We start from the raw sequence: 22,481 nt of genomic DNA, 5'->3' as shown, positions 1-22,481 counted from the left end.
CGCTTTGTGACTATTTCAAGCGCGGCTTGTTACCATTTCAAGCTCGGCGCTTGCTTACACCGACGCCTGCGTTAGGACAGGAGGCAATGCCACCGTCCTCCCCGCGCGCTTTTGCATGACAGCTAAGGCTCCCACGCCTGTCAATGGGCCGCTGCCGCAACCGCTGCCCAATGGTCCTGCGCGCGCGGAAGTGGACAGCGGCGCGCTGGCCGATCCTTGGCTCGCCGACGCCGATCTGGTCGACCCCGCCTATGCCGAAACCATGGCCAAGGAAGGTTTGCAGACCAACCTTCCCGAAGCGCCCCCGCCACCCCCTACGCCGCGCTGGCTGGAGGACTTTTTTGACTGGCTGGGCGACGTCTTCAATGCCATCGGCAACTTCTTTGAAGCCACCGGCGTCGGCTTCACCTATGTGCTGTGGGGCCTCGCCGCGCTGCTCATCTTGTTCATCGCCTATCGCCTGTTTCCGGGCTTTGCCGACTGGATTAACGCGCTGCTCGGGCGCAAGGTCGACGAAGCCGAACCCGAGCAAGGCTTGGCCGAAGCCAGCGCGGCGCGCGCGCGGCTTGCCGATGCCGACGCCCTCGCAGCCGAAGGGCGCTACGCCGAAGCCGTGCATCTGCTGCTCTATCGCAGCGTCGATGACATCGCTGCGCGCCGCCCTGGTCTCGTCAAACCCGCCATCACGTCGCGCGATCTTGCGGGGTCGCGCGACCTGCCCGGTATCGCACGCGCCGCTTTTGCCCGCATCGCGCGCGCGGTTGAAGTCAGCCTGTTCGGCGGCCAGCCGGTTGATGCCAATGTGTGGGGTGAATGCCGCGCCGCCTATTCGGAATTGACCGTTCCCAAGGCATGGGCCACGGCATGAGCGCCGATACCGTCCGCACCCCGTTCGACCCGCGCGTCATTGGCGCGGTGATCGTCATCGGCGTCATCGGCTTCATCGCCATGTGGGCACTGATGGCGCTCGGCCCGCAATTGTCGGCGGGCAATAATGCGCAGGGTCATGCGCTTTCGAAGGGCGTGGCGGGTTATGCCGGGATCGTCGATTATGCCGAACGCGCCGGGATGGCGGTCGATGTGCGGCGTGAGGTGGTGGAGGCCGTGCCGCTGAAGGATGACGAGGGCGGCACCTTGCTGGTGCTCACCCCCGATCGGGACAGCGACCCCGATGAGATTTCCGCACTCATCAAGGCGCACGGGCGCGAACCGGTACTGATTGTCCTGCCCAAATGGCAAACCCTGCCGCATCCGCAGCGCAAGGGCTGGGCGGGCGCGGCATTTCCCGTGACAGCGCCCAAGGCCTTGTTGTCCAAGGCCTATATTGGCGGTGGCATTGGTGCGCCGCGGATCGCACCTCTGGCCGCGCCAGCTAGGACCGTTTTTGCGGCACCCGCCAATCGCCGCCAGACGATCACGCTGGCGGCTGGACGCTGGCAGCGGCTGAAGGCGGGTTCGCTGAACAGCGCCATGCTGGCCATGCCGGGCGGCGATGAAGCTTTGCTGGTGCGCCGCTATGAGGGGCAGATATACGTCCTCGCCGACCCCGACCTCATTAACAATTTCGCTTTCGCCAGCCGCGAACGTGCGCGCACCGCGCTCGCCGTGCTTGATCTGGTGGCAGAGGACAGCGACGCAGCTGGAATCGCCTTCGACGTCACGCTCAATGGCCTCGGCGGCGGCAGCGGCTTTCTGCGGCTCGCGTTTGTGCCGCCTTTCATCGGCATCACCGCCTGCCTGATCGCGGCGGGGCTGTTCGCGCTGTGGCAAGCGGCGGCCCGCTTTGGCCCTGCCCGCGTACCTGCGCGTGCCATCCCCATTTCCAAGCGCGCGCTCATTGAAAGCAGCGCCGAACTGGTCGCACAGACGCGGCGTGAGGCCGATGGTGCCGACGCCTGGCTGCGTGGTCAGCGCGAGGCGCTGGGGCGTGCGCTGCACGCGCCGCCGGGGCTCGAAGGTGCCGCGCTCGATGACTGGATCGACCGCCGCCGGCCGGCCAGGGACGGGGGCGATGGCTTTGCCGCGCTCGCCCGCCGCCTCCCGCTCGCCCGTAATAGCAACGAATTATTGGGGCTCGCCCGCGCCCTGCACACCATCAGAAAGGATTTGCTGCGTGAGCATTGATAACATCGACGGCGTCGCCAAACTTGCGGGCCAGCTGCGCGCCGAAGTGGGCAAGGCCGTGGTCGGGCAGGACGCCCTTGTTGACATGGTCAGCATCGCGCTGCTCGCGGGCGGCCATTGCCTGCTCGAAGGGCCACCGGGTACCGCCAAGACGCTGCTCGCCCAATGCTTTGCCCGCGCCGCCGGGCTGGGTTTCGGGCGCATCCAGTTCACGCCCGATCTGATGCCTGGTGACATTTTGGGGTCGAACCTGTTCAACTTCCAGACCTCGACCTTCACCCTCACCAAGGGGCCGATTTTCACCGAGCTGCTGCTCGCCGACGAAATCAACCGCACCCCGCCCAAGACGCAGGCCGCGCTTTTGGAAGCGATGCAGGAACGCCGCGTCACCATCAACGGCGAGCCGCACAGTCTCAGCCCGCGCTTCACCGTGCTGGCAACGCAAAACCCGATCGAGCAGCAGGGCGTCTATCCACTGCCCGAGGCGCAGCTCGACCGCTTCCTGTTCAAACTCATCGTCGGCTATCCCGATGCCGCCGAAGAACGGCGGATCGTCGCCGACCATGGCGGACGCTTCAAGGCGCCGGCGGCGGGCGATTTCGGGGTGACACAGATTGCCGACGCCGCGGCCATCGCGGCGGCGATTGATGTCGTCGCCCAAGTGCGGCTGGCCGACGAGATTGTCGACTATATCGTGCGCCTCGTCCGCGCGACGCGCGCCACCGCCGATCTCGAATGCGGGGCCAGCCCTCGCGCCGCCAGCCTGCTTGCGCGCGCTGCCTGCGCCAGCGCGGCTATCGACGGGCGCGACTATACCATCCCCGACGATGTCAAACGCCTCGCCGCCAATGTACTGCGCCATCGTTTGATTCTGTCGCCCGCCGCCGAAATCGACGGGCGCAATGTCGAAACGGTGGTCGAGGAACTGGTGAACGCGACCGAGGTGCCGCGTTGATTCTGCCCACGCCGCTCACGATTCTGTTGCTGCTCACCGGCGCGCCGGTGGCGCTGGGACTGGGCCTGATCCGCCCCGACTTGTGGCTCTTGTCGCTGGTGTGGATTGGGGTCATCGCGGCGCTGATGCTGGTCGATGCGCTGGTCGCGGGCGATCTGCGCCGGATCGCGGTTGATCTGCGCGCGCCGCGTAGCGTGGGCATCGGCGACCCCTTCAACCTGCTGGTGCGCCTCGACGCGCCGGGCGCGCGCTGGAAACCGGCCAAGATTGACATTGCCATGGCGGTCGATGCGCGGCTCGATGCCGGGGGACGGATTGCGGGCATCGGTTTCCCGGCCGATGCGCCCGGTGGGGCGGGGCTGACGCTGATCAAGAATTTCCCCCTCGCCGCTGCGCGGCGCGGCACCGCGCGCGTCGACGGGCTGTGGCTGCGCTGGCGCGGACCCTTGGGCCTCGCCATCCTCCAGCGCCGCTATGCCGAGCACCGCGAGATCGCCGTTGTGCCCAGCTTGCGCAGCGTGCGCGAAGACGGCCTCAAGCTGTTTCGCCGCGATGCCCAATTCGGCCTGCGTCAACAAATGCTGGTGGGCGAAGGCAGCGAATATGAAGCGCTGGGCGAATATCAGTCCGGCATGGACCGGCGCAGCATCGATTGGACCGCCTCGGCGCGCCATGTGAAACTTTTGGCGAAAGAATATCGCATCGAACGCGACAACCGGCTGGTGCTGGCCATCGACGCCGGCCGCACGATGAGCGAGCCGGTTGACGGCATGCCGCGCGTCGACCGTGCCGTTTCTGCGGCGCTGCTGCTCGCCTTTGTTGCCTTGAAGATGGAGGACCGGGTCAGCCTGTTCCACTTCGCTGCCAAGCCCGGCGGATCGACGCCGGTGCTGGCGCACAGCAGCGATTTTCCGCTGCTCCAGGCGGCCGCCGCACGCATCGATTATGCGCATGAGGAAAGCAATTTCACGCTGGCGCTGGCAACCCTCGGCGCGCAGCTCAACCGCCGTTCGCTGATTGTCCTCTTCACCGAATTCACCGATCCGACCAGCGCCGAGCTGATGATCCGCGCCGCCGGACGGCTGGTGAAGCAACACCGCCTGCTGTTCGTGGTGCTCAAGGACAGCGAGTTGGAAGCGGTTGAACGGATGGAGCCAACCGAGCCCGCCGATCTGGTGCGCACGAATGTCGCTGCCGCGCTGCTGCGCGACCGCCGTATTGTCATCGCGCGGCTGCAACGCATGGGCGTCGATGTGGTCGAAGTGGCGCACGACCGCGTGTCGAGCGGTGTGCTCGATGCCTGGATGGCGATCAAAAAGGCCGGGAGTCTCTGATGCCTGCCGTGCAAGCCCCCGCCTTTTCCGCCAGCCGCTTCCGCGCCGAGCGCGAGGCCGACTGGATCATTTTCGACCAATTGCTCACCCGGCTGGAAAAAGGGTCGGCATCGTCCTTGTCCACCGACGAGCTGCTGCGCCTGCCCGTGTTATACCGCGCGACACTTTCGTCACTTTCCATCGCGCGCGCCACCAGCCTTGATCGCGCGCTCAATGACCATCTGGAATCGCTCGCGATGCGCGGCTATTTCCTGCTCTACGGCGTGCGCGAAAAGCGCAGCGCGCGGCTCCTGCGATTCTTCGCCCACGACTGGCCCGCCGCCGTGCGCGCGGTTTGGAAGGAGACACTGGTGATCGCGCTGGTGCTCTTGCTTGGCATCGCGACCAGCTGGTCCTTGACCGCCAGCGACCCGCAATGGTTCTTCCAGTTCGTTCCCGAAAATCTGGCGGGCGGGCGCACGCCCGAAGCGAGCACCGAATATCTCCGCTCGACCATCGGTCACGGCAAAGCGCTGGTCGAAGATGGCGAAAGCAGCGGCATGGCTGTCTTTGCCTCCTATCTGTTCCAGCACAACAGCCGCATCGGCATTATGTCTTTTGCGCTGGGATTTGCCTTTGGCGTGCCGACATTGCTGCTTATCTTTTACAATGGACTGTCGCTGGGGCCGATGCTGGCGGTGTTCGCGGGCAAGGGACTGGGCGTCGACTTCGGCGGCTGGCTTGCCATCCACGGCACGACCGAGCTCTTCGCGATCATCCTTGCAGGCGCTGCGGGGCTCAAGATCGGCACGACCATGCTTTTCCCCGGCGAAATGGACCGACTAACCGCACTGTCACGCGCTGGGCGCACCGCAGGGAAGGTCATGGTCGGCGTCATCATCATGATGCTTTGCGCTGGCCTGCTCGAAGGCTTTGGGCGCCAGCTGATCACCGACACCGTGCTGCGATATAGCGTCGGCGGCACGTTGCTGCTCGGCTGGCTCGCCTTTTACTACGCGCCGCGGCGGACAGCGGCATGACCCCCGAAGCCACCGCACAGGCCGCCGCCATCCAGAACAAGCGCGACAAGCGCCGCCAGTTCGTCACCCCCGAAGGCGTCGATCTGGAACTGGCGATTGCCAGCTCGGGGCTGCGCTTTGCTGCGCTGGTGATCGACCTGACATTGCTGATTCTGATCCTCATCCTCTTCACCCTGCTCGCCATCTGGATTGGCTTTGGCGGCGGGGCGGACGCTGCGGCCACCATCTGGCTGCTGGGCTTTTTCCTGCTGCGCACCTTCTGGTTTATCGGCTTTGAACTCGGCAAACGCGCTGCAACGCCGGGCAAGCGTATTGCGGGCATCCGCGTCGTCGCGCGCGACGGTGGGCGCTTGACGGCGGACGCCGTGATCGCGCGCAACCTGATCCGCGAACTGGAAATCTTCTTGCCGTTCACTTTTCTCGGCGCTGGCGCGGCCGAGGATATGGTGGGCTGGGGCACCAGCCTGGCGGGCGCGGCGTGGACGCTGACCTTGGGCTTCTTCCTGCTGTTCAACCGCGACCGGATGCGCATGGGCGATCTGATCGCCGGCACCTGGGTGGTCCAGGCAGGGCGAGCGCGGCTGGCCCGCGATCTGGCCACGGCGAGCGCCGCTGATGAAGGTCTGCGCTTCACTGACGCCGAACTTGCTGTTTATGGCGAATTTGAACTGCAGGAACTGGAACGCGTCCTGCGCACCAACGAATCACGCGTGGTGGCACAGGTCGCCGACACCATTCGCGCCAAAATCGGGCGCATGCGCGCCGAGGATGATGCCATTTTTCTCGAAGCCTATTACCGTCAATTGCGCACGCGGCTGGAACGGGGAATGCTTTTCGGCAAGCGCCGCGCCAACAAATTCGCCAAGGAATGAGCTTATGTCTGTAGCCGATGCCCTACACTCCCGCCGTTCGGTGCGCGCATTCCGCCCCGATCCCGTTGATCCAGCAATTCTTCGCGATGCCTTGGCGGCGGCGCAGCGCGCACCGTCGGGCGGCAACCTTCAACCCTGGCGCGCCATCGTGCTCACCGGCCAGCCGTGGGAGCGGCTCAAGGAAGCGGTCGCCGCGCGCGTCGCCATGGGGGCCGAGGGGCAGCAGATGGAATATTCCATCTACCCCGAAATCCTGCCCGATCCCTGGAAGGCGCGCCGCTATGGTGTGGGCGAGGCGCTCTATGGCGCGCTTGGGATTCCACGCGAAAACAAGATGGGCCGGATGCTGCAATTTGCCGAAAATTTCCGCGGCTTCGGCGCGCCGGTGATGCTGTTTCTCTATACCCCGCGCACTATGGGGCCGCCGCAATGGTCCGACATGGGGATGTGGCTGCAATCGCTGATGCTGCTGCTGACCGAAGCGGGCCTCGGCACCTGCGCGCAGGAATGCTGGGCGGTTTATGGCGAAACCATCCGGAACGAACTCGGGATCGCCGACGACCAGATCCTTTTCTGCGGCCTCGCCATCGGCCACACCGATATCGACAATCCGGTCAATAATTGGTCCGTGCCGCGCGCGCCGCTCGATGAGGTGATTGAATGGCGCGGGTTCGAAGGATGAAACGGCGGATCGCGGCCGGGCTGCTTGTCGCCATGCTGGCCGGTTGCGTGGCAGCGCCCAAGCCGGCTGCCCCGCCGCCCCGGCCGCCAGTGGTTGTCGCGCCGCCGCCTGCGCCCGTGCTGCCCCCGCCGCCAGTGCAGCCGTGGGACGAACTGCCGGTCACCGAAGGCGGCTGGCAACTGGCTGCAGACGGCCGCGCTGCTCGCTTCGTGGATGACAGCGGCGTTGAACGCGCGGCGATCGTCTGCGCGGCTCCGGGGCGCATCATCCGGATCGGCCTGAACGGAGAGCGGGCCATGCGGCTGGGCATTTCAACGAGCAGCGAGCTGCGCGAACTCATGCTCGCTGATGGCTCCGCCGACTTGCCGGTGGGCGATCCGATCCTCGATGCCATCGCCTTTAGTCGTGGCCGTTTTGCGCTCCGCGCCTCGCAATTGCTTGTGCTGCCGGTGCAGGCCGAAATCGGCCGCGTGATAGAGGATTGCCGCGGTTAGGGTCCTGACCCTAGCTCCCCAGCCGCACCGTCCCGCCCTTGATCCAGCCCCAGCGGCACGGGCCCTGATACTCGCGCGCATCGCGTACCGGACGGCCGACTTGGCACAGGTCCATATCGCCGCCGGGCGCGGGAAACACCACACCGAACCAGCGGTCGTCGTCCGTCGCCTCGCACAGCGCAACCCGCGCCCCGCCCGCCAATCGCGCCTTGATTACCCGGGTTTCGTCGGGCGCCCAATAAACCTCGGTCCCTGCCTCGATGACCCGCGAGACGCTAGGGCAGGCGGGCAGGCTTGCGCCTTCGCTGCCGATATTCACCGGGCGTGATGCAATCGGCGCCCCGCCATCATCCAGCGCGGCATTATCGGGCGGCGGCGGCGCTTCGCTGCACGCGGCGACACACAGGATAAGGACGACGGCAAGAACATATTTCATCGCTGCAAACTAGCCGCGCGCGGCGCTGCTGGCAATCGCTGCCGAATTACGTTTTTCCTTGGGTTTTGCGCTGCTCATCCCTATAGAATCGGCATGAACGAGACCCCTGAAAATCCGCGTCAGCAAACGCCCAATACCAATGCCTATGGTGCCGATTCGATCAAGGTGTTGAAGGGCCTCGACGCCGTTCGCAAACGCCCCGGCATGTACATCGGTGATACCGACGATGGCTCGGGCCTGCACCATATGGTGTTCGAGGTTAGCGACAATGCGATTGACGAAGCGTTGGCGGGCCACTGTGACCGCGTGCTCATCACCTTGAACGCCGATGGCTCGGTCAGCGTCGAGGACAATGGCCGTGGTATCCCCACGGGCATCCATGCCGAAGAGGGCGTCAGCGCCGCCGAAGTTATCATGACCCAGCTGCACGCGGGCGGCAAATTTGAAAATACCAGCGACGATAACGCCTATAAGGTCTCAGGGGGCCTGCACGGTGTTGGCGTGAGCGTGGTCAACGCGCTGTCCGAATGGCTTGAGCTCACCATCTGGCGCGACGGCCAAGAACATTGGATGCGCTTTGAACATGGCGATGCGGTCGCGCCGCTGCGCGTCAGCGGCCCGGCGCCGGAAGGAAAGAAGGGCACACGCGTTACCTTCCTCGCCTCGACCGACACGTTCAAAAATGTCACCGAGTTCGACTTTGACAAGCTCGAGCATCGCTACCGCGAGCTCGCCTTCCTCAATTCGGGCGTGCGGGTTATTCTGGCTGACGAACGCCACGCCGAACGGATCGAGCATGATCTTTATTATGAGGGCGGCATTGCGGCTTTCGTGAAGTGGCTCGACCGCAACAAGACCGCGCTGCTGCCTGATCCGATTGCAATCAGCAGCGAGCGCGACGGTATTGGTATCGACGTCGCGCTCGAATGGAACGACAGCTATTATGAAAATGTGTTGTGCTTTACCAACAACATCCCGCAGCGCGACGGCGGCACCCACCTTGCCGCCTTCCGCGCCGCGCTCACGCGCACGCTCAACAATTATGGCGAGAAATCGGGCATCCTGAAGAAAGAGAAGGTCAGCCTGACTGGCGAGGATATGCGCGAAGGGTTGACCGCGATCGTCTCGGTCAAGCTCCCCGACCCCAAATTTTCTTCGCAGACCAAAGACAAGCTGGTCTCCTCGGAAGTGCGCCAGCCGCTGGAAAGCCTGATGGCCGATCGCATGAGCGAATGGCTCGAGGAAAATCCCGCTTATGCCAAGGCAGTGATCGCAAAAATCATCGACGCCGCCGCCGCGCGCGAAGCAGCGCGCAAGGCACGCGAGCTCACGCGGCGCAAGGGCGCAATGGACATCGCAAGCCTTCCTGGCAAGCTCGCCGATTGTCAGGAGCGCGATCCGACGAAGTGCGAACTCTTCCTCGTTGAAGGCGACTCGGCGGGCGGCTCGGCGAAACAGGGCCGCGACCGCCATGTTCAGGCGATCCTGCCCTTGAAAGGCAAGATTCTGAACGTCGAGCGCGCGCGCTTTGACCGCATCATCTCGTCAAAGGAAGTTGGCACACTGATTCAGGCGCTGGGCACCGGCATCCGCGATGAATTTAACCTCGAAAAGCTGCGTTATCACAAAATCGTGATTATGACCGACGCTGACGTCGACGGCGCGCATATCCGCACGCTGTTGCTCACCTTCTTTTACCGACAAATGCCCCAAATCATTGAAAAGGGGCATCTTTATATCGCACAGCCGCCGCTCTACAAAGTCGCCAAGGGACGGTCCGAGGTTTATCTGAAAGACGATGCGGCGCTTGAAAATTACCTTGTCGATGCCGCGCTCGACGGCCTTCGGCTCGAAACTGCGGGCGGCGCGCGCAGCGGGGCCGATCTGCGCGGGCTGATCGACCATGCCCGCCGCACCCGCGCGCTGATGCGCTATGTCCCGCGCCGCTACGATGCTGCGCTGGTCGAGGCGCTGGCGCTGAACGGCGCGCTTGACCCAGCGCTCGATGTTTCCGCGCGCTCCGCCGCTGCCGCCCGCACAGCCAGTTGGCTCGACGCCGCCGATGCCGCGACCAGCGGCACGCGCGAATCGCAATGGGCCATCGCCCTGGTCGAAGGTGGCTACAGTGCCGAGCGGCGCTGGCGCGGCGTGTCCGACCACCACGCCATCGACGCCGCATTCCTTGCGAGCCAGGAGGCGCGGCGCGTCCACGCTCTCGCCATTGCCGAGGCCGACAGCTATGCCGCCCCCGCGCGCCTTGTGAAGCTGACGAGCGCCCAAGCCGCTGAGCCCGAGATCGAAAGTGACGACGGCGAAACCCCCGCTGCGCGCACACCCGCCAGCACCGTCGTCACACGCCCGTCCGACCTGCTCGAGGGCGTGTTTGCTTACAGCCGAAAGGGCCTGGCGATAAGCCGCTACAAGGGGCTGGGCGAAATGAACGCCGAACAATTATGGGAAACCACGCTCGACCCTTCAAATCGTTCACTTTTGCGCGTCGAGGCCGAACAGGCCGATGTCGCGCACGACATCTTCGAACGGCTGATGGGTGACGAGGTCGAACCGCGCCGCGACTTCATTCAGGCCAATGCGCTCAACGTGGCCAATCTGGACGTGTGACCAGACCAACGCTGATCCTCATCCTCGGCGACCAGCTGTCGGCAGAGATTAGCAGCCTGACCGATGCCGACCCGGCGGCAACCGTCATCCTGATGGCCGAGGTTGCGGCTGAGGCCGACTATGTCTGGCACCACCGCAAAAAGCTCGCCTTTGTGTTCAGCGCCATGCGCCACCACGCTGCCGCGCTACGCGATGCCGGCTGGATGGTCGATTATGTCGCGCTTGATGATCCAGGCAACAGCGGCAGCTTGTGCGAGGAAGTGGCGCGTGCCATCCGGCGCCACCGGGCGCAGCGGCTCGTTGTCACCGAAGCAGGTGAATGGCGGCTGCGCACCGAAATGGCGGGCTGGACCGGCGCGCTGGGCGTGCCGGTCGACATCCGCGCCGACGACCGGTTCCTGTGCAGCGAGGCCGAATTCGCCGCTTGGGCCGATGGCCGCAAGGCGCTGCGTATGGAATATTTCTACCGTGACATGCGCCGCAAGACCGGCCTGCTGATGGAGGGCGGTCAGCCCGCGGGCGGCCAATGGAATTACGACGCCGATAATCGCAAGCCCGCCAGCGCCGACCTGCTCATGCCGCGCCCGCGTCGTACAGCACCCGACGCCGTTACGCAGCAGGTGCTGGCGTTGGTTGCAGCGCGTTTCCCTGACCGCTTTGGCAGCCTTGACGATTTCTGGTTCGCAGTAACGCGCGAAGAGGCAGAGGCACAGTTTGACAATTTCATCGCCGACGCCCTGCCTCGCTTTGGCGATTATCAGGATGCGATGCTGTTCGGCGAACCGTGGCTCTATCACAGCATTGTGGCGCTCTATCTCAATATCGGCCTGCTAGATCCCTTGAGCGTCTGTCAGGCCGTTGAACGGGCATGGCGAGCGGGGACGGTGCCGCTCAACGCTGCCGAAGGCTATATCCGTCAGATCATCGGCTGGCGCGAATATGTGCGCGGCATCTATTGGCGCGAGGGGCCTGATTATGTGGATCGCAACGCCCTCGCCGCCACGCGCCCGCTACCCGATTTCTACTGGAGCGCGCAGACGGACATGGCATGCATGCGTGCTGCCATCGAGCAAACGCGTGATCACGCCTATGCCCACCATATCCAGCGACTGATGGTCACCGGCAATTTCGCGCTGCTTGCGGGCATTGATCCGCACGCGCTGCACCTTTGGTATCTCGCCGTCTATGCTGACGCCTATGAATGGGTCGAGGCACCCAACACCATCGGCATGAGCCAGTTTGCAGACGGCGGCCTGCTTGCGTCCAAACCCTATGCGGCGAGCGGCGCCTACATAGACCGCATGTCGGACTATTGCCGAGGATGCCGACATGATGTGAAGGCCAAGAGTGGCTCGAAAGCCTGCCCCTTCAATCGCCTCTATTGGCCCTTCCTGATCCGTCATACCGACCGGCTGGCGCGCAATCCACGCATGGCGCCGATGTACCGGACGTTGAACAATTGGGGCGCAGACAAGCGCGCCGCACTGATGGCAGATGGTGAAGCTTGTCTTGGCGAGCTTGGCCTTTAACCAAAAACCGACCAACCGGTCGCCCAAGCGAAATGTTCCAGGGCCTCTGCCCCGGCCAGCGAGGTCCCGGCGGCATTCAGTCCTGGCGACCACACCGCGATCGACCCGCGCCCAGGTGCGATGCACAAAATGCCGCCGCCTACGCCCGACTTGCCGGGCAGTCCGACCTTGAAGGCGAATTCGCCTGAATTGTCATAATGGCCGCACCCCAGCATGATGGCGTTGATGCGCCGTGCGCGGTGCGGTTCAACCAACTGCTCGCCGGTGCGGGGGTCGCGGCCATTGCACGCTAGGAACAGCCCCGCTTGGGCGAGCTGGCGACAGCTCATCGCCAGCGCGCATTGGCGAAAATAAACCTCCAGAACGGTTTCCACGGGATGCCGCAGATTGCGGAACGCCGCCATGAAATGCGCGAGGCTGCGGTTGCGCGCGCCAGTCTGCGATTCGGAACTCGCAACCTCGGCATCAATGGTCACGCCATCATCGTGGGCGCGCGCGCGCATATATTTCAGGATCTCGGCAACCACGACATCGCTGGCGCGCCCGTCAATCAGCCGGTCGGTCGTGGCAATCGCCCCGGCGTTGATGAACGGGTTGCGCGGGATCCCTTGCTCGTTTTCCAGTTGGACAATCGAATTGAACGCGCTGCCCGACGGCTCGCGTCCGACGCTGGACCATAAATCGCTGCCCAGCCGCCGCAGCGCCATCGCCAGGGTGAACACTTTCGACACCGACTGGATTGAAAAGGGCACATCGGCGTCGCCCGCGACATGCACTGTCCCGTCGGGCAGCGCGAGGGCAATGCCCAATGCGCGTGGTTCGACGTTCGCCAGCGCGGGAATATAATCAGCAACCTTGCCCTTGCCGACGTGCGGCAAAGCGACCTCATAGGCTTGGGTGACACAGCGTTCGAGATCGATAAAGGGGGCTTCGGTCATGCTAGCTGGCTAGCACAGTTCATTAAGGCACCACCAGTTCGCCGTTCCAGTCGCGCTGCTGCCCCGATTGTTCCGGCGTTGCCGCATCGAGCACCGCCAGCATCGCGCCTGCACTCGCCTCGGGCGTCAGCAGATTGGCGACGCCACGCTGGAATGGCTGCGACAGTGCGGTGTCGACCGTGCCCGGATGCAACATCAGCACGGCGAGCTGCGGATGCGTGCGCGCCAATTCGATGCTCAATGTGCGCAGCAGCATCGCCAGCGCCGCCTTGCTGGCGCGATAGCCATACCAGCCGCCCAGCCGGTTATCGCCGATGCTTCCCACCCGCGCGCCGACGATGCCAATCAGCGCGCGGCGATCGCGTGGAACATGCGGTAGCAAAGCTTTCAGTGCCAGCAACGGTCCGGTGGCGTTGACCGCGAACAATTCCGCGAACGCATCGGCCTCGATGGTCTTCCAGCTCTTTTCCGGCTGCACCGCGCCGCCGCGATGCAGCAGCCCGCTGGCGATGAAGATCAGGTCGATGGGGCCGTCCGCGCCGATGGCGGCGGCCGCACCGGCCATGCTGGCGGCGTCAGTCAAATCGGCGGCATGCCGGATGGCGCTCGTCGGCCCGGCGTCGCCGCTGCGGCTGACACAGTGCAGCGCCACGCACCGCGGATCGCTCGCCAGCCGCGCCGCCACCGCCGCGCCAATGCCGCCTCCTGCGCCGATGACGACGCCGCGGTAGTTCGACTGCAATGATTTCATGTCCGCCATATTCTGCTGCCGCCCGTCCCAAAGCCTCGTCATGCTGAACTTGTTTCAGCATAACGCGCCACTGACGGTTTGTTATCCCGAAACAAGTTCGGGATGACGAGACACGGGTGCAATGTGCATAACTCACCCGCCAGAAGCGAGATTGCGCAACTTGATGCCCCTCCCCGCCCCCTTCACCAACTGGTTTGCCCAGCGCGGCTGGACCTTGCGCCAGCATCAAGCGGCCATGATCGATGCTGCGGCAGCCGGCGACCACGCGCTCCTCGTCGCCGCCACCGGCGCGGGGAAAACGCTCGCGGGGTTTCTCCCCAGCCTCATTGATCTGGCTGATGGCGTGCACGACGGCCTCCACACGCTCTACGTCTCGCCGCTCAAGGCGCTCGCTGCCGATATCGAGCGCAATCTCGCTGCCCCCATCGCCGATATGGGTCTGCCGATCCGCGTCGAAACCCGCAGCGGCGATACATCGAGTGACGCCAAAGCGCGCCAGCGCAGCCGCCCGCCGCATATCTTGCTGACCACGCCCGAATCGCTGTCGCTGCTGCTCTCCTATCCCGACAGCTTCACCCTGTTCGCGAACCTCAAAACCGTGGTGATCGACGAGGTTCACGCCTTCGCTACCGGCAAGCGCGGTGACCTGCTCGCCCTTGCCCTTGCGCGGCTGCACAGCATCAACCCCGCGCTGCGCCGCGCAGCGCTGTCGGCGACCATTGCCGACGTGGATGCCTATCGCCGCTGGCTCGCCCCCGGCGGCGATGTTGCGCGCGTGCGGCTGGTGGAAGGCGAGGCAGGGGCGGACCCCGATGTGCGCATTTTATTGCCCGAAGGCGCAGTGCCCTGGGCGGGCCATTCGGGCCGATATGCCATCCACCAGGTGATGGCCGAGGTGGCGCGGCACCGTACCACCATCATTTTCTGCAACACGCGCGGGCTGGCCGAGCTATTGTTTCAGGAATTGTGGAAGGCCAATGACGCGGGCCTGCCCATCGCCATCCACCACGGCAGCCTTGATCGAGAGGCCCGTCTGCGCGCTGAGGCAGCGATGGCCGCAGGGCGGCTGCGCGCGCTCGTCGCCACCTCTAGCCTCGACATGGGGCTCGACTGGGGCGACGTCGATTGCGTCATCCAGATGGGCGCGCCCAAAGGCTCCTCGCGGCTGCTCCAGCGCATCGGCCGTGCCAACCACCGGCTCGACGAACCCAGCCGGGCGCTCCTAGTGCCGGGCAACAGGTTCGAGTTTCTGGAAGCACAGGCTGCACTCGACGCGGTCGCCGCGGGGGAGCGCGACGCCGATGCTTTCCGCCCCGGCGCACGCGACGTGCTGGCACAGCACGTCATGGGCATGGCCTGTGCCGCGCCCTTTGCCGAAGCGGAACTGTTCGCCGAAGTGCAAAGTGCCGCTCCTTATGCCGATATGTCGGCCGAAGAATTCGCGCGCATCATCGGTTTTGTGCGCGACGGCGGCTATGCGCTCAAGGCCTATGACCGCTTTCGGCGGTTGGCGCCCGATGGACCCGTCAAAGATGGCAAGATACGCTGGCGCATCGCACACCCGCGCCTTGTCACCCAGCACCGCTTGAATGCTGGCATCATCGTCGACGCCCCCACGCTCGATGTGCGCTTCAAGAATGGGCGGCGACTGGGCAGTGTCGAGGAGTATTTTGCGAGTACATTGACCGTGGGTGACACCTTCGCTTTCGCCGGTTTGTCGTTGGAGGTAGAGGCGATGCGCGACCTTGATCTCATCGTTCGCGCAACCAGCAAACCGGCGCGCATTCCCAGCTATGTCGGCGCGCGAATCGCACTGTCGACGCGCCTCGCTGACCGGGTACGCGACTTTCTCGCCCATCCGGCCAGCTGGGACCGCTTCCCGCCTGATGTGCAGGGATGGCTGCGCCTGCAGGCCGCTAAATCGGTGCTGCCCCGCCCCGGCGAGCTGCTTGCCGAAACCTTTCCGCACGAAGACCGCCACTATCTGGCGCTCTATCCGTTTGAAGGCTGGAACGCACACCAGTCGCTCGGTATGCTCTTAACCAAGCGGATGGAACGCGCGGGCCTCCAACCTCTGGGTTTTGTTGCCTCGGACTATGCGCTCGCCATCTGGTCGGTGCGCCCGGTAGCCGACCCCGCTGCTCTCCTGTCGCCCGACATTTTGACCGACGAATTCATCGAATGGGTCGAAGGTTCGAACCTGCTCAAACGCGCTTTTCGGGAGGTGGCGGTGATCGGCGGCCTCATCGAACGCCAGCATCCGGGCAAGCGCAAGACCGGCAAACAGGTGACCTTTTCCACCGACCTGATTTACGACGTCCTGCGCAAGTTCGAGCCCGACCATTTGCTGATTCAGGCGGCGTGGGCCGATGCGCGCACGCGCCTCACTGATGTCGCCCGGCTCGGCGACCTCCTCGACCGCGCGGCGGGGACCTTGCTCCATCAACGATTGCCGCGCATCAGCCCGCTGGCCGTGCCGCTCTTGGTGCTGATCGGGCGCGAAAGCGTCGGCACCGACGCCACTGACGATGCGTTGCTGATGGAAGCGGCAGCGCAGCAATTGGCGGCAGTGGCGGCGGGTTGAGCATGCTTGCGGACCCGGCACGATAGGCATATCATCAGGTCGGGAGAGGAGCGGCAGCATGGCCCGCAAATTCATCGTACCTGCCACGCTGCTTGCCGCGCCGCTGCTGCTTGGCGCAGCCTCGGTCGGTGCGCCCGCAGCGCCTGTCCCCGATCTAGGCCAGAGCGCAGTGGCCACCGAAACCGTCGCAACGCCGCTGATCCAGCCCTTTGATATCGACGCCTCGCGGCGCATGGCGGTGCCGGTTACCATAGGCGATCAAGGGCCGTTCAGCTTTCTGGTCGATACAGGCGCGGAGCGCACCGTCATTTCGCGCGAACTGGCGAGCCGGCTGGCATTGGCGCAGGGCCAGCAGTTGCGCCTCGCCACCATCAGCGGCCCCGCCACCGCGCCGTCCTATAAAATTGCGGCGCTGGCCATGACCGACCTCACGCTGGCGCCCTTTGAAGCGCCGGCGCTTTATGGAAATCATATCGGCGCAGCCGGGTTGTTGGGCGTGGATATGCTGCAAGGCCGCCGCGTGCTTATCGATTTCCGCCGCGAGGAAATGCGTATCAGCGCCAGCCGCCGCAATTTGCGTCCAATAATTCGCGATGATGATGCGATTGTCGTCACCGCACGCAATCAGGCGGGGCGCCTGATCCTCTCCGATGCGCGCATTGACGGCAAGCGCGTGGACGTGATTGTCGATACCGGCGCCCAAACCAGCATCGGCAATCTGGCGATGATGCGGCTGGTGAGCCAGCGCGGCGAGAATCGGTTTCCCTTCGTCGCCAGCCAGCTGACCGGCGTGAACGGCGAGACAATACCGGCTGAAAAAACCGTGCTGCGCCGCATCAATATTGAGGGCATTGATGTCAACGACCTGACCGTCTCTTTCGCCGACAGCCATGCATTTCGCGCGCTCGGCCTGCGTGACCGCCCGGCGATGCTGCTGGGGATGGACGGGCTGCGACTGTTCGACCGGATCGAGATTGATTATGCCAACAAACGCATCATCCTCGATCTGCCGGATGGCGCGGGACGCAGCGAGGGCCAGCGGCTGGCAGCAGGGGCCAAACGCGCGCGCGCATCCTGATCGGCCTTGCCGCAAGCGGCGCGGCGGGTTAGCGCCCCTGGGGTGATGGAAACCGCGACGCCTGACCCATTTGCCTTTGATTTCGCGGGGGAACGCTGGTCAGCGACGCCGGAAGGTGCGCTGTTCTGGCCGCGTCGCCGCGTGCTGTTGGTAGCCGACCTGCACCTGGAAAAGGCGAGCTGGTTTGCCGCGCATGGCCAGCCCCTGCCACCCTATGACAGCCGCATCACCATGGCGCTGCTGGCAGTGTTGGCCACCCGCCTCGTCCCCGACGAAATCTGGTGTCTGGGCGACAGCTTCCATGACCATGGCGGTCAGGCGCGGCTTGACCCGGCGGCGGCGACTCTATTGGCTCAGCTCGCCACCCGCCACCGCTGGCGCTTCATTGCGGGCAACCATGACGGGCTGCCGGATGGGCAGTGGGGCACTCAATCGTGCGAAGAATGGATCGACCAAGGCATTGTTTTTCGCCATGAGCATGACCCTGCCGACCCGCGACCCCAGATTTCCGGCCACTTCCATCCCAAAACGCTGGTGCAAATGCGCGGACGACAGGTGCGCCGCGCCTGTTTTGCTTGCGGGGCCGGTGTTTTGATCCTGCCCGCATTCGGCAGTCTGACCGGTGGTCTTGACATCGATGATCCTACGATCGCACGGCTCTTCGCTGGACCCTATGCCGCCTTGGTTCCCACAGCGCAGGGGCTCGCCCGCTTTGCCCGCGCGCCTGTGGCGAAAATGTCGCATATCCCCGAATAATATGCGGTTTTTGCTGCACCGCGCCTAGCAACATGGCCGTTGCTCGCTATTACGGTGCCATAAAGAAAAATGGTTTGATTGGAGAGGATCACATTATGAACAAATTCCGCTCGACGGGCGTGGCCAATTTGTTGCGCGGCTCGGCTCTCGGTTTCTCGCTGGCGGTCGCTGTCGTCGCGATGCCCGCCGCGGCGCAGGATGCTGAAGCTCCGGCCGAAGAAGAGGTCGCGGACGACGCCATCGTCGTGACCGCACAGGGCCGATCACAGCTCCTGTCCGACGTTCCTGTCGCCATTTCGGCGGTCAACGCCGAAACGTTGCAGAACAGCGGCGCCAACGACATTCGCCAGCTCAACCAGGTGGCGCCGTCGCTGCTCGTGTCGTCAACGGGTAGCGAGGCCAATGGATCGGCGCGTATTCGCGGTATCGGCACGGTCGGCGACAACCCCGGTCTGGAGAGCTCGGTGCCGGTGTTTATCGACGGCGTCTATCGTTCGCGCTCGGGCATCGGCCTTAACGAGCTCGGCGAAATCGACCGGGTCGAGGTGCAGCGCGGTCCGCAGGGCACGCTGGGTGGCCGCAACTCGTCGGCAGGCCTCATCAGCATCTATTCCAAGCGGCCTCGCTTCGAATTTGGTGCCAATGGCGAAGCGACATATGGCAATTATGATTTCCTGCGCTTTACCGGCAGCGTTACGGGCCCCATCACCGACACCATCGCCGCGCGTCTCGACGGCGTCTATGTCAAGCGCGACGGTTTTTACCGCGATACGACCAACAATACCGACGTCAATGATCGCAACCGCTATTTCGTGCGCGGCCAATTGCTGTTCGAACCCAGCGACGCGGTCTCGTTCCGGCTGATCGCGGATTATACCTATCGCGATGAAAAATGCTGCGCGGCGACCTATGTCGACAGCTCGGTCAACCAGTTCATCGGCAACCTCAACAATCCGTCGACCCCGCTCGCGCCGCTTCAGCAGAATGGCAACAACATCATCAACGTGCTGCGCGATCTGGGCCAACCATTGGCGGCGTTCAACCAGGGCTATGGCCGGGCTATTTCGGTCACCCGGGGCCGCAGTTTTGCCGGCGAGACCAAGGACTATGGTATTTCGGGTGAGCTCGAATGGGATATTGGCGCTGCCACGCTGACGTCGATTACCGCTTACCGCGAATATCGTTCGGGACAAGGGTCGGACACAGATTATGGCGCGGTTGACATCCTCTATCGCGCCCCCAGCGACGATGCCTATCGCCAGTTCCACACCTTCACGCAGGAAGTTCGCCTGCAGGGTGAGGCATTCGATGGCAAGCTCGACTGGCTCGTCGGCGGCTTCTACGCCAATGAAAAGCTCACTGTGCGTGACAATCTGCGCTTCGGTTCGCAATATGGCCGCTTTGCCAATTGCCGCATCATCTCGGGCGGCGGTCTGGCCGGGCTCTATTCGCCGACCAGCCCCTTGTGCGTCGCCCCGGGCGTCGGCCCGGCAACACTGGCCGGTGCCACCGGCGCATCGGGGCCCGACATTGTCGCGGCCTTCACCGCGCTCGATAGCCTCAGCGATCGCGGCTCGATCAACGACCGTTATTTCCAGGAGGGTAATAACTGGGCGTTGTTCACCCACAATATCATCCACATCACCGACACGGTCGATTTGACGCTCGGCTTGCGTTATACGAACGACAAGAAGGATTTCGACGCTACCTTCAGCAACGACAATACCGTTTGCACGACCATTCAAGGACTGGTGTCGGATGATCTGGCCAGCACCAACGCCACCGCGCGGGCGCTTGCCGGTGCACTGATCGGTCTCGGCTGTCAGGGCAACTCGACCGCCGAACTCAACGGCGTGTCGATCAATGACAGCCGCAGCGAGGACGAATGGACCGGCACCGCCATCCTGTCGTGGAAGCCGATTGATGACCTTCTGGTCTACGGCAGCTTCGCGCGCGGTTATAAGGCGGGCGGGTTTAACCTCGATCGCTCGGCGCTCAAATCGTCGGTCCCGACCTTTGCCTCGGTCGGCGGCGCGCAGGCGCTGGTCGGCAATCTCCAGTTCGATCCCGAACTGGTCGACAGCTATGAAGTCGGCGCGAAATATTCGAGCGGGGCGTTCAGCGCCAGCCTGTCGGCCTTCCGCTCGGACTTCAGCAACTTCCAGCTGAACACCTTCAACGGCTCGGTGTTCCTGGTCGCCACGGTCAATGGCTGCGACAATCTGGTCGGCGGCCCCGGCGCGGATAGTGATCTCAGCAACGCCACTGGCACCTGCGCGCCCGGCGATGTGACTTATGGCGTGCGCACTCAGGGCTTCGAGCTTGAAACCTCGCTGTCGCCGGTGCGCAACTTCCGTGTCGCCGCTGGTCTCACCTATGCGCGGACCAAATATCGCAACGACCTCATCGGTACGGAAAGCGGCCTGGTGCCGCTCGATGCTGCCCTGCGCGTTCTGCCGGGCAAAAATCTGTCGAACGCGCCAGAATTTGTTGCCACCAGCAGCATCACCTGGACGCCGGACATCGGCAGCAATGGCCTCACTGGTCTCGTCTATATCGATGGCCGCCTGACCAGCGATTACAACACCGGGTCGGACCTGTTCCCGCAAAAGGCGCAGGACGGCTTTGCATTGTTCAACGCACGCGTCGGCCTGCGCGGGCCCGATGAAAAATGGAGCATCGAGCTGTGGGGGCAGAATATCTTCAACAAACAATATGCGCAGGTCGCCTTTAACTCGCCCTTCCAGGCGGGCACCACGGCGGCGCCGTTTGTTGATCCCAACTATCCCGGTGGCCGCCAGATCTTCTCGCAGTTCCTTGCCGAACCGCGCACTTATGGCATCACGCTGCGCGGCAGCTTCTGATCGCCTGACCGGTTAAGCAAAAGGCCCGTCCACCTCAGCGGTGGGCGGGCCTTTTTCTATTGTTTCAGCTGCGCAGAAACGACCGGCACCGGCCCATGCAAGTGGAACGAAACCTAACTCCGCGCGCCGAACAGCGCAGTGCCGACGCGTACATGCGTCGCGCCCAGCATCACCGCGGTGGCAAAATCGCCGCTCATCCCCATACTGCGCAGCGGTAAGGCGTGCCGGTCGGCCAGCTCGGCGAGCAGCGCGAAATAGGGCGCGGCTTCAGTATCGGCGGGCGGAATCGCCATCAGCCCGCCAATGGCCAGCCCTGCATCTTTTGCCTCGGCCAGCAATGCCGGAAGTTCGCCAATCGCCACCCCACCCTTCTGCGGCTCGTCGCCGATATTCACTTGCACGAACAAGGTCGGCTGCTTCCCTGCCTTGTCGCAGGCCCGCGCCAGTGCCGTCACTAGCGACGACCGGTCGAGCGAGTGCACGGCATCGAACACCGCCACTGCCTCGTCCGCCTTGTTGGATTGCAACTGGCCGATCAGATGCAGCGCTATGCCGGGCGTTGCGGCGCGCAGCGCGGGCCATTTAGCTGCCGCCTCCTGCACCCGGTTTTCGCCAAACACGCGCTGACCGGCGGAAATCAGCGGCACTATGGCGGCGGCGTCGTGCGTCTTGCTCACCGCGATCAGCGTCACATCATGTGCCTCGCGTCCGGCCCTGCGCGCCGCTGCGGCGATGTCCTGCTTTACGTCAATCAGCCGCTGCGCTGCATCGTCGGTCATTGGGGGCCTCTTGCTTGTGCCGGTCGAAGCCGTGCCTATAGGTGCGTTCATGGTTTCTTGTAATCCCTCGCGCGGCTGGCTGCTCACCGATGCGCGGCTCCCAGGGCATGGGCTGGCAGCGGCGCAGCGCTTGCCGCCCGGTAGCACGATTGTCCTGCGCAGCGATAAACTTGCCCCGGCTGCGCGGCGGGTGCTTGCGATCAGGCTCAAGCGCATCTGCCGCGCCCGTCGGCTGCGGCTGCTTGTGGCGGGTGACGATATTGCTATGGCGCGGCGGATAGGTGCCGACGGCGTGCATTTGCGAAGCCGCTCGGCGCGGTTGGCAGGGGCTGCACGCCGCGCCGGGCTTCGCGTCAGCGCACCGGTGCATAACTGGCAAGAGGCGCGCGCGGCGGCGCGTGCGCGCATCGATTATGCGCTGATTTCGCCGCTCTATGCGACCCGCAGCCATCCGGACGCTTCACCAATTGGACAGCGTTGCTTTATCCGGCTGGCGGTGGCGGCGCGCGCTGCACCGGTCGCGCTTGGTGGGATGACGGCGGCGCGCCACCGCGCGCTATGTTTGCGCTGCAGCCATATCAGGCCCGGTTGGGCCGCCATCGATGCATGGGAAATCGGGCGGCGCAGACCAACGCCGGCAGTTTCAGTCTAATGAAACCAGAACCCA

At 64.3% G+C, this 22,481-nt stretch carries 19 protein-coding genes; 15 read left to right on the top strand and 4 right to left on the bottom strand.

The window, feature by feature from the left end:
- Positions 1 to 115 precede the first annotated feature (115 nt).
- From AC2TC0_RS02125 to AC2TC0_RS02090, 8 genes are read left to right on the top strand one after another with little or no spacing between them, the layout of a single operon-like run.
- Positions 116 to 868, top strand: a complete 753-nt coding sequence (locus AC2TC0_RS02125; RefSeq protein ID WP_484715838.1) for a DUF4129 domain-containing protein — start codon at positions 116 to 118, stop codon at positions 866 to 868.
- The gene (locus AC2TC0_RS02120; protein ID WP_484715837.1) at positions 865 to 2,124 is read left to right on the top strand and encodes a DUF4350 domain-containing protein; all 1,260 of its coding nucleotides are present in this window, start codon (positions 865 to 867) and stop codon (positions 2,122 to 2,124) included. The genes AC2TC0_RS02125 and AC2TC0_RS02120 overlap by 4 nt, the downstream gene beginning before the upstream one ends.
- Positions 2,114 to 3,079 carry an AAA family ATPase gene (locus tag AC2TC0_RS02115; protein ID WP_484715836.1) on the top strand — a complete coding sequence of 322 codons (966 nt, stop codon included), beginning with the start codon at positions 2,114 to 2,116 and terminating at the stop codon, positions 3,077 to 3,079. Before AC2TC0_RS02120 ends, AC2TC0_RS02115 begins: the two co-directional genes overlap by 11 nt.
- Entirely contained in the window at positions 3,076 to 4,413 is a 1,338-nt protein-coding gene (locus AC2TC0_RS02110) for a DUF58 domain-containing protein (RefSeq protein WP_484715835.1), read from the top strand. Before AC2TC0_RS02115 ends, AC2TC0_RS02110 begins: the two co-directional genes overlap by 4 nt.
- Positions 4,413 to 5,432 (top strand): stage II sporulation protein M, encoded by a 1,020-nt coding sequence (locus AC2TC0_RS02105; protein ID WP_484715834.1) that lies wholly within the window; start codon positions 4,413 to 4,415, stop codon positions 5,430 to 5,432. Before AC2TC0_RS02110 ends, AC2TC0_RS02105 begins: the two co-directional genes overlap by 1 nt.
- Positions 5,429 to 6,304: an RDD family protein gene (locus AC2TC0_RS02100; protein ID WP_484715833.1), complete on the top strand. Its 876-nt coding sequence runs from the start codon at positions 5,429 to 5,431 to the stop codon at positions 6,302 to 6,304. Before AC2TC0_RS02105 ends, AC2TC0_RS02100 begins: the two co-directional genes overlap by 4 nt.
- A 4-nt stretch (positions 6,305 to 6,308) precedes the next feature.
- Positions 6,309 to 6,986, top strand: a complete 678-nt coding sequence (locus AC2TC0_RS02095; RefSeq protein ID WP_484715832.1) for a nitroreductase — start codon at positions 6,309 to 6,311, stop codon at positions 6,984 to 6,986.
- Positions 6,983 to 7,480 (top strand): hypothetical protein, encoded by a 498-nt coding sequence (locus AC2TC0_RS02090; RefSeq protein ID WP_484715831.1) that lies wholly within the window; start codon positions 6,983 to 6,985, stop codon positions 7,478 to 7,480. The genes AC2TC0_RS02095 and AC2TC0_RS02090 overlap by 4 nt, the downstream gene beginning before the upstream one ends.
- Positions 7,481 to 7,490: 10 nt before the next feature.
- Here AC2TC0_RS02090 and AC2TC0_RS02085 read toward each other — a convergent pair whose 3' ends face one another.
- A complete protein-coding gene (locus AC2TC0_RS02085) occupies positions 7,491 to 7,916 on the bottom strand; it encodes a hypothetical protein (RefSeq protein ID WP_484715830.1) in 426 nt (141 codons plus the stop codon).
- 93 nt (positions 7,917 to 8,009) lie between these two features.
- On the opposite strand from AC2TC0_RS02085, the gene gyrB reads away from it, so the two are divergent.
- Positions 8,010 to 10,535: a DNA topoisomerase (ATP-hydrolyzing) subunit B gene (gene gyrB / locus AC2TC0_RS02080; protein WP_484715829.1), complete on the top strand. Its 2,526-nt coding sequence runs from the start codon at positions 8,010 to 8,012 to the stop codon at positions 10,533 to 10,535.
- Entirely contained in the window at positions 10,532 to 12,064 is a 1,533-nt protein-coding gene (locus AC2TC0_RS02075; protein ID WP_484715828.1) for a cryptochrome/photolyase family protein, read from the top strand. The genes gyrB and AC2TC0_RS02075 overlap by 4 nt, the downstream gene beginning before the upstream one ends.
- Here AC2TC0_RS02075 and AC2TC0_RS02070 read toward each other — a convergent pair.
- Positions 12,061 to 13,002, bottom strand: coding sequence for a glutaminase (locus AC2TC0_RS02070; protein ID WP_484715827.1), 942 nt, complete (start codon positions 13,000 to 13,002; stop codon positions 12,061 to 12,063). The genes AC2TC0_RS02075 and AC2TC0_RS02070 overlap by 4 nt on opposite strands.
- Positions 13,003 to 13,024: 22 nt before the next feature.
- Positions 13,025 to 13,795, bottom strand: a complete 771-nt coding sequence (locus tag AC2TC0_RS02065) for an SDR family NAD(P)-dependent oxidoreductase (protein ID WP_484715826.1) — start codon at positions 13,793 to 13,795, stop codon at positions 13,025 to 13,027.
- Positions 13,796 to 13,916: 121 nt separating this feature from the next.
- Here AC2TC0_RS02065 and AC2TC0_RS02060 point away from each other — a divergent pair, with 121 nt between their 5' ends.
- The 4 genes from AC2TC0_RS02060 (at position 13,917) to AC2TC0_RS02045 (ending at position 21,035) form a co-directional block, all read left to right on the top strand.
- Positions 13,917 to 16,337 (top strand): ligase-associated DNA damage response DEXH box helicase, encoded by a 2,421-nt coding sequence (locus AC2TC0_RS02060; RefSeq protein ID WP_484715825.1) that lies wholly within the window; start codon positions 13,917 to 13,919, stop codon positions 16,335 to 16,337.
- 58 nt (positions 16,338 to 16,395) lie between these two features.
- Positions 16,396 to 17,415: a retroviral-like aspartic protease family protein gene (locus AC2TC0_RS02055; protein ID WP_484715824.1), complete on the top strand. Its 1,020-nt coding sequence runs from the start codon at positions 16,396 to 16,398 to the stop codon at positions 17,413 to 17,415.
- Between the two features lie 45 nt (positions 17,416 to 17,460).
- Positions 17,461 to 18,171 (top strand): ligase-associated DNA damage response endonuclease PdeM, encoded by a 711-nt coding sequence (gene pdeM, locus AC2TC0_RS02050; protein WP_484716457.1) that lies wholly within the window; start codon positions 17,461 to 17,463, stop codon positions 18,169 to 18,171.
- Positions 18,172 to 18,266: 95 nt separating this feature from the next.
- Positions 18,267 to 21,035: a TonB-dependent receptor gene (locus AC2TC0_RS02045; RefSeq protein WP_484715823.1), complete on the top strand. Its 2,769-nt coding sequence runs from the start codon at positions 18,267 to 18,269 to the stop codon at positions 21,033 to 21,035.
- A gap of 113 nt (positions 21,036 to 21,148) precedes the next feature.
- Here AC2TC0_RS02045 and AC2TC0_RS02040 read toward each other — a convergent pair whose 3' ends face one another.
- Entirely contained in the window at positions 21,149 to 21,814 is a 666-nt protein-coding gene (locus AC2TC0_RS02040; RefSeq protein WP_484715822.1) for a YggS family pyridoxal phosphate-dependent enzyme, read from the bottom strand.
- A 49-nt stretch (positions 21,815 to 21,863) separates the two neighbouring features.
- On the opposite strand from AC2TC0_RS02040, the gene AC2TC0_RS02035 reads away from it, so the two are divergent.
- Complete coding sequence (locus tag AC2TC0_RS02035; RefSeq protein ID WP_484715821.1) at positions 21,864 to 22,466, top strand: thiamine phosphate synthase; 603 nt, start codon at positions 21,864 to 21,866, stop codon at positions 22,464 to 22,466.
- Positions 22,467 to 22,481: the final 15 nt, after the last annotated feature.

The organism is Sphingopyxis sp. sgz302558 (assembly GCF_057220455.1).
Note: the sequence above shows the minus strand (reverse complement) of the source record. Positions and strands in the feature narration are given on the sequence as shown.

What these genes read in the sequence shown, in the direction of transcription:
- AC2TC0_RS02125 (WP_484715838.1), top strand. Translation starts at nt 116, where the DNA reads ATGACAGCTAAGGCTCCCACGCCTGTCAATGGGCCGCTGCCGCAACCG.
- AC2TC0_RS02120 (WP_484715837.1), top strand. Translation starts at nt 865, where the DNA reads ATGAGCGCCGATACCGTCCGCACCCCGTTCGACCCGCGCGTCATTGGC.
- AC2TC0_RS02105 (WP_484715834.1), top strand. Translation starts at nt 4,413, where the DNA reads ATGCCTGCCGTGCAAGCCCCCGCCTTTTCCGCCAGCCGCTTCCGCGCC.
- AC2TC0_RS02100 (WP_484715833.1), top strand. Translation starts at nt 5,429, where the DNA reads ATGACCCCCGAAGCCACCGCACAGGCCGCCGCCATCCAGAACAAGCGC.
- AC2TC0_RS02095 (WP_484715832.1), top strand. Translation starts at nt 6,309, where the DNA reads ATGTCTGTAGCCGATGCCCTACACTCCCGCCGTTCGGTGCGCGCATTC.
- AC2TC0_RS02090 (WP_484715831.1), top strand. Translation starts at nt 6,983, where the DNA reads ATGAAACGGCGGATCGCGGCCGGGCTGCTTGTCGCCATGCTGGCCGGT.
- AC2TC0_RS02085 (WP_484715830.1), bottom strand. Translation starts at nt 7,916, where the DNA reads ATGAAATATGTTCTTGCCGTCGTCCTTATCCTGTGTGTCGCCGCGTGC.
- gyrB (WP_484715829.1), top strand. Translation starts at nt 8,010, where the DNA reads ATGAACGAGACCCCTGAAAATCCGCGTCAGCAAACGCCCAATACCAAT.
- AC2TC0_RS02070 (WP_484715827.1), bottom strand. Translation starts at nt 13,002, where the DNA reads ATGACCGAAGCCCCCTTTATCGATCTCGAACGCTGTGTCACCCAAGCC.
- AC2TC0_RS02065 (WP_484715826.1), bottom strand. Translation starts at nt 13,795, where the DNA reads ATGACGAGGCTTTGGGACGGGCGGCAGCAGAATATGGCGGACATGAAA.
- AC2TC0_RS02060 (WP_484715825.1), top strand. Translation starts at nt 13,917, where the DNA reads ATGCCCCTCCCCGCCCCCTTCACCAACTGGTTTGCCCAGCGCGGCTGG.
- AC2TC0_RS02055 (WP_484715824.1), top strand. Translation starts at nt 16,396, where the DNA reads ATGGCCCGCAAATTCATCGTACCTGCCACGCTGCTTGCCGCGCCGCTG.
- pdeM (WP_484716457.1), top strand. Translation starts at nt 17,461, where the DNA reads ATGGAAACCGCGACGCCTGACCCATTTGCCTTTGATTTCGCGGGGGAA.
- AC2TC0_RS02045 (WP_484715823.1), top strand. Translation starts at nt 18,267, where the DNA reads ATGAACAAATTCCGCTCGACGGGCGTGGCCAATTTGTTGCGCGGCTCG.
- AC2TC0_RS02040 (WP_484715822.1), bottom strand. Translation starts at nt 21,814, where the DNA reads ATGACCGACGATGCAGCGCAGCGGCTGATTGACGTAAAGCAGGACATC.
- AC2TC0_RS02035 (WP_484715821.1), top strand. Translation starts at nt 21,864, where the DNA reads ATGGTTTCTTGTAATCCCTCGCGCGGCTGGCTGCTCACCGATGCGCGG.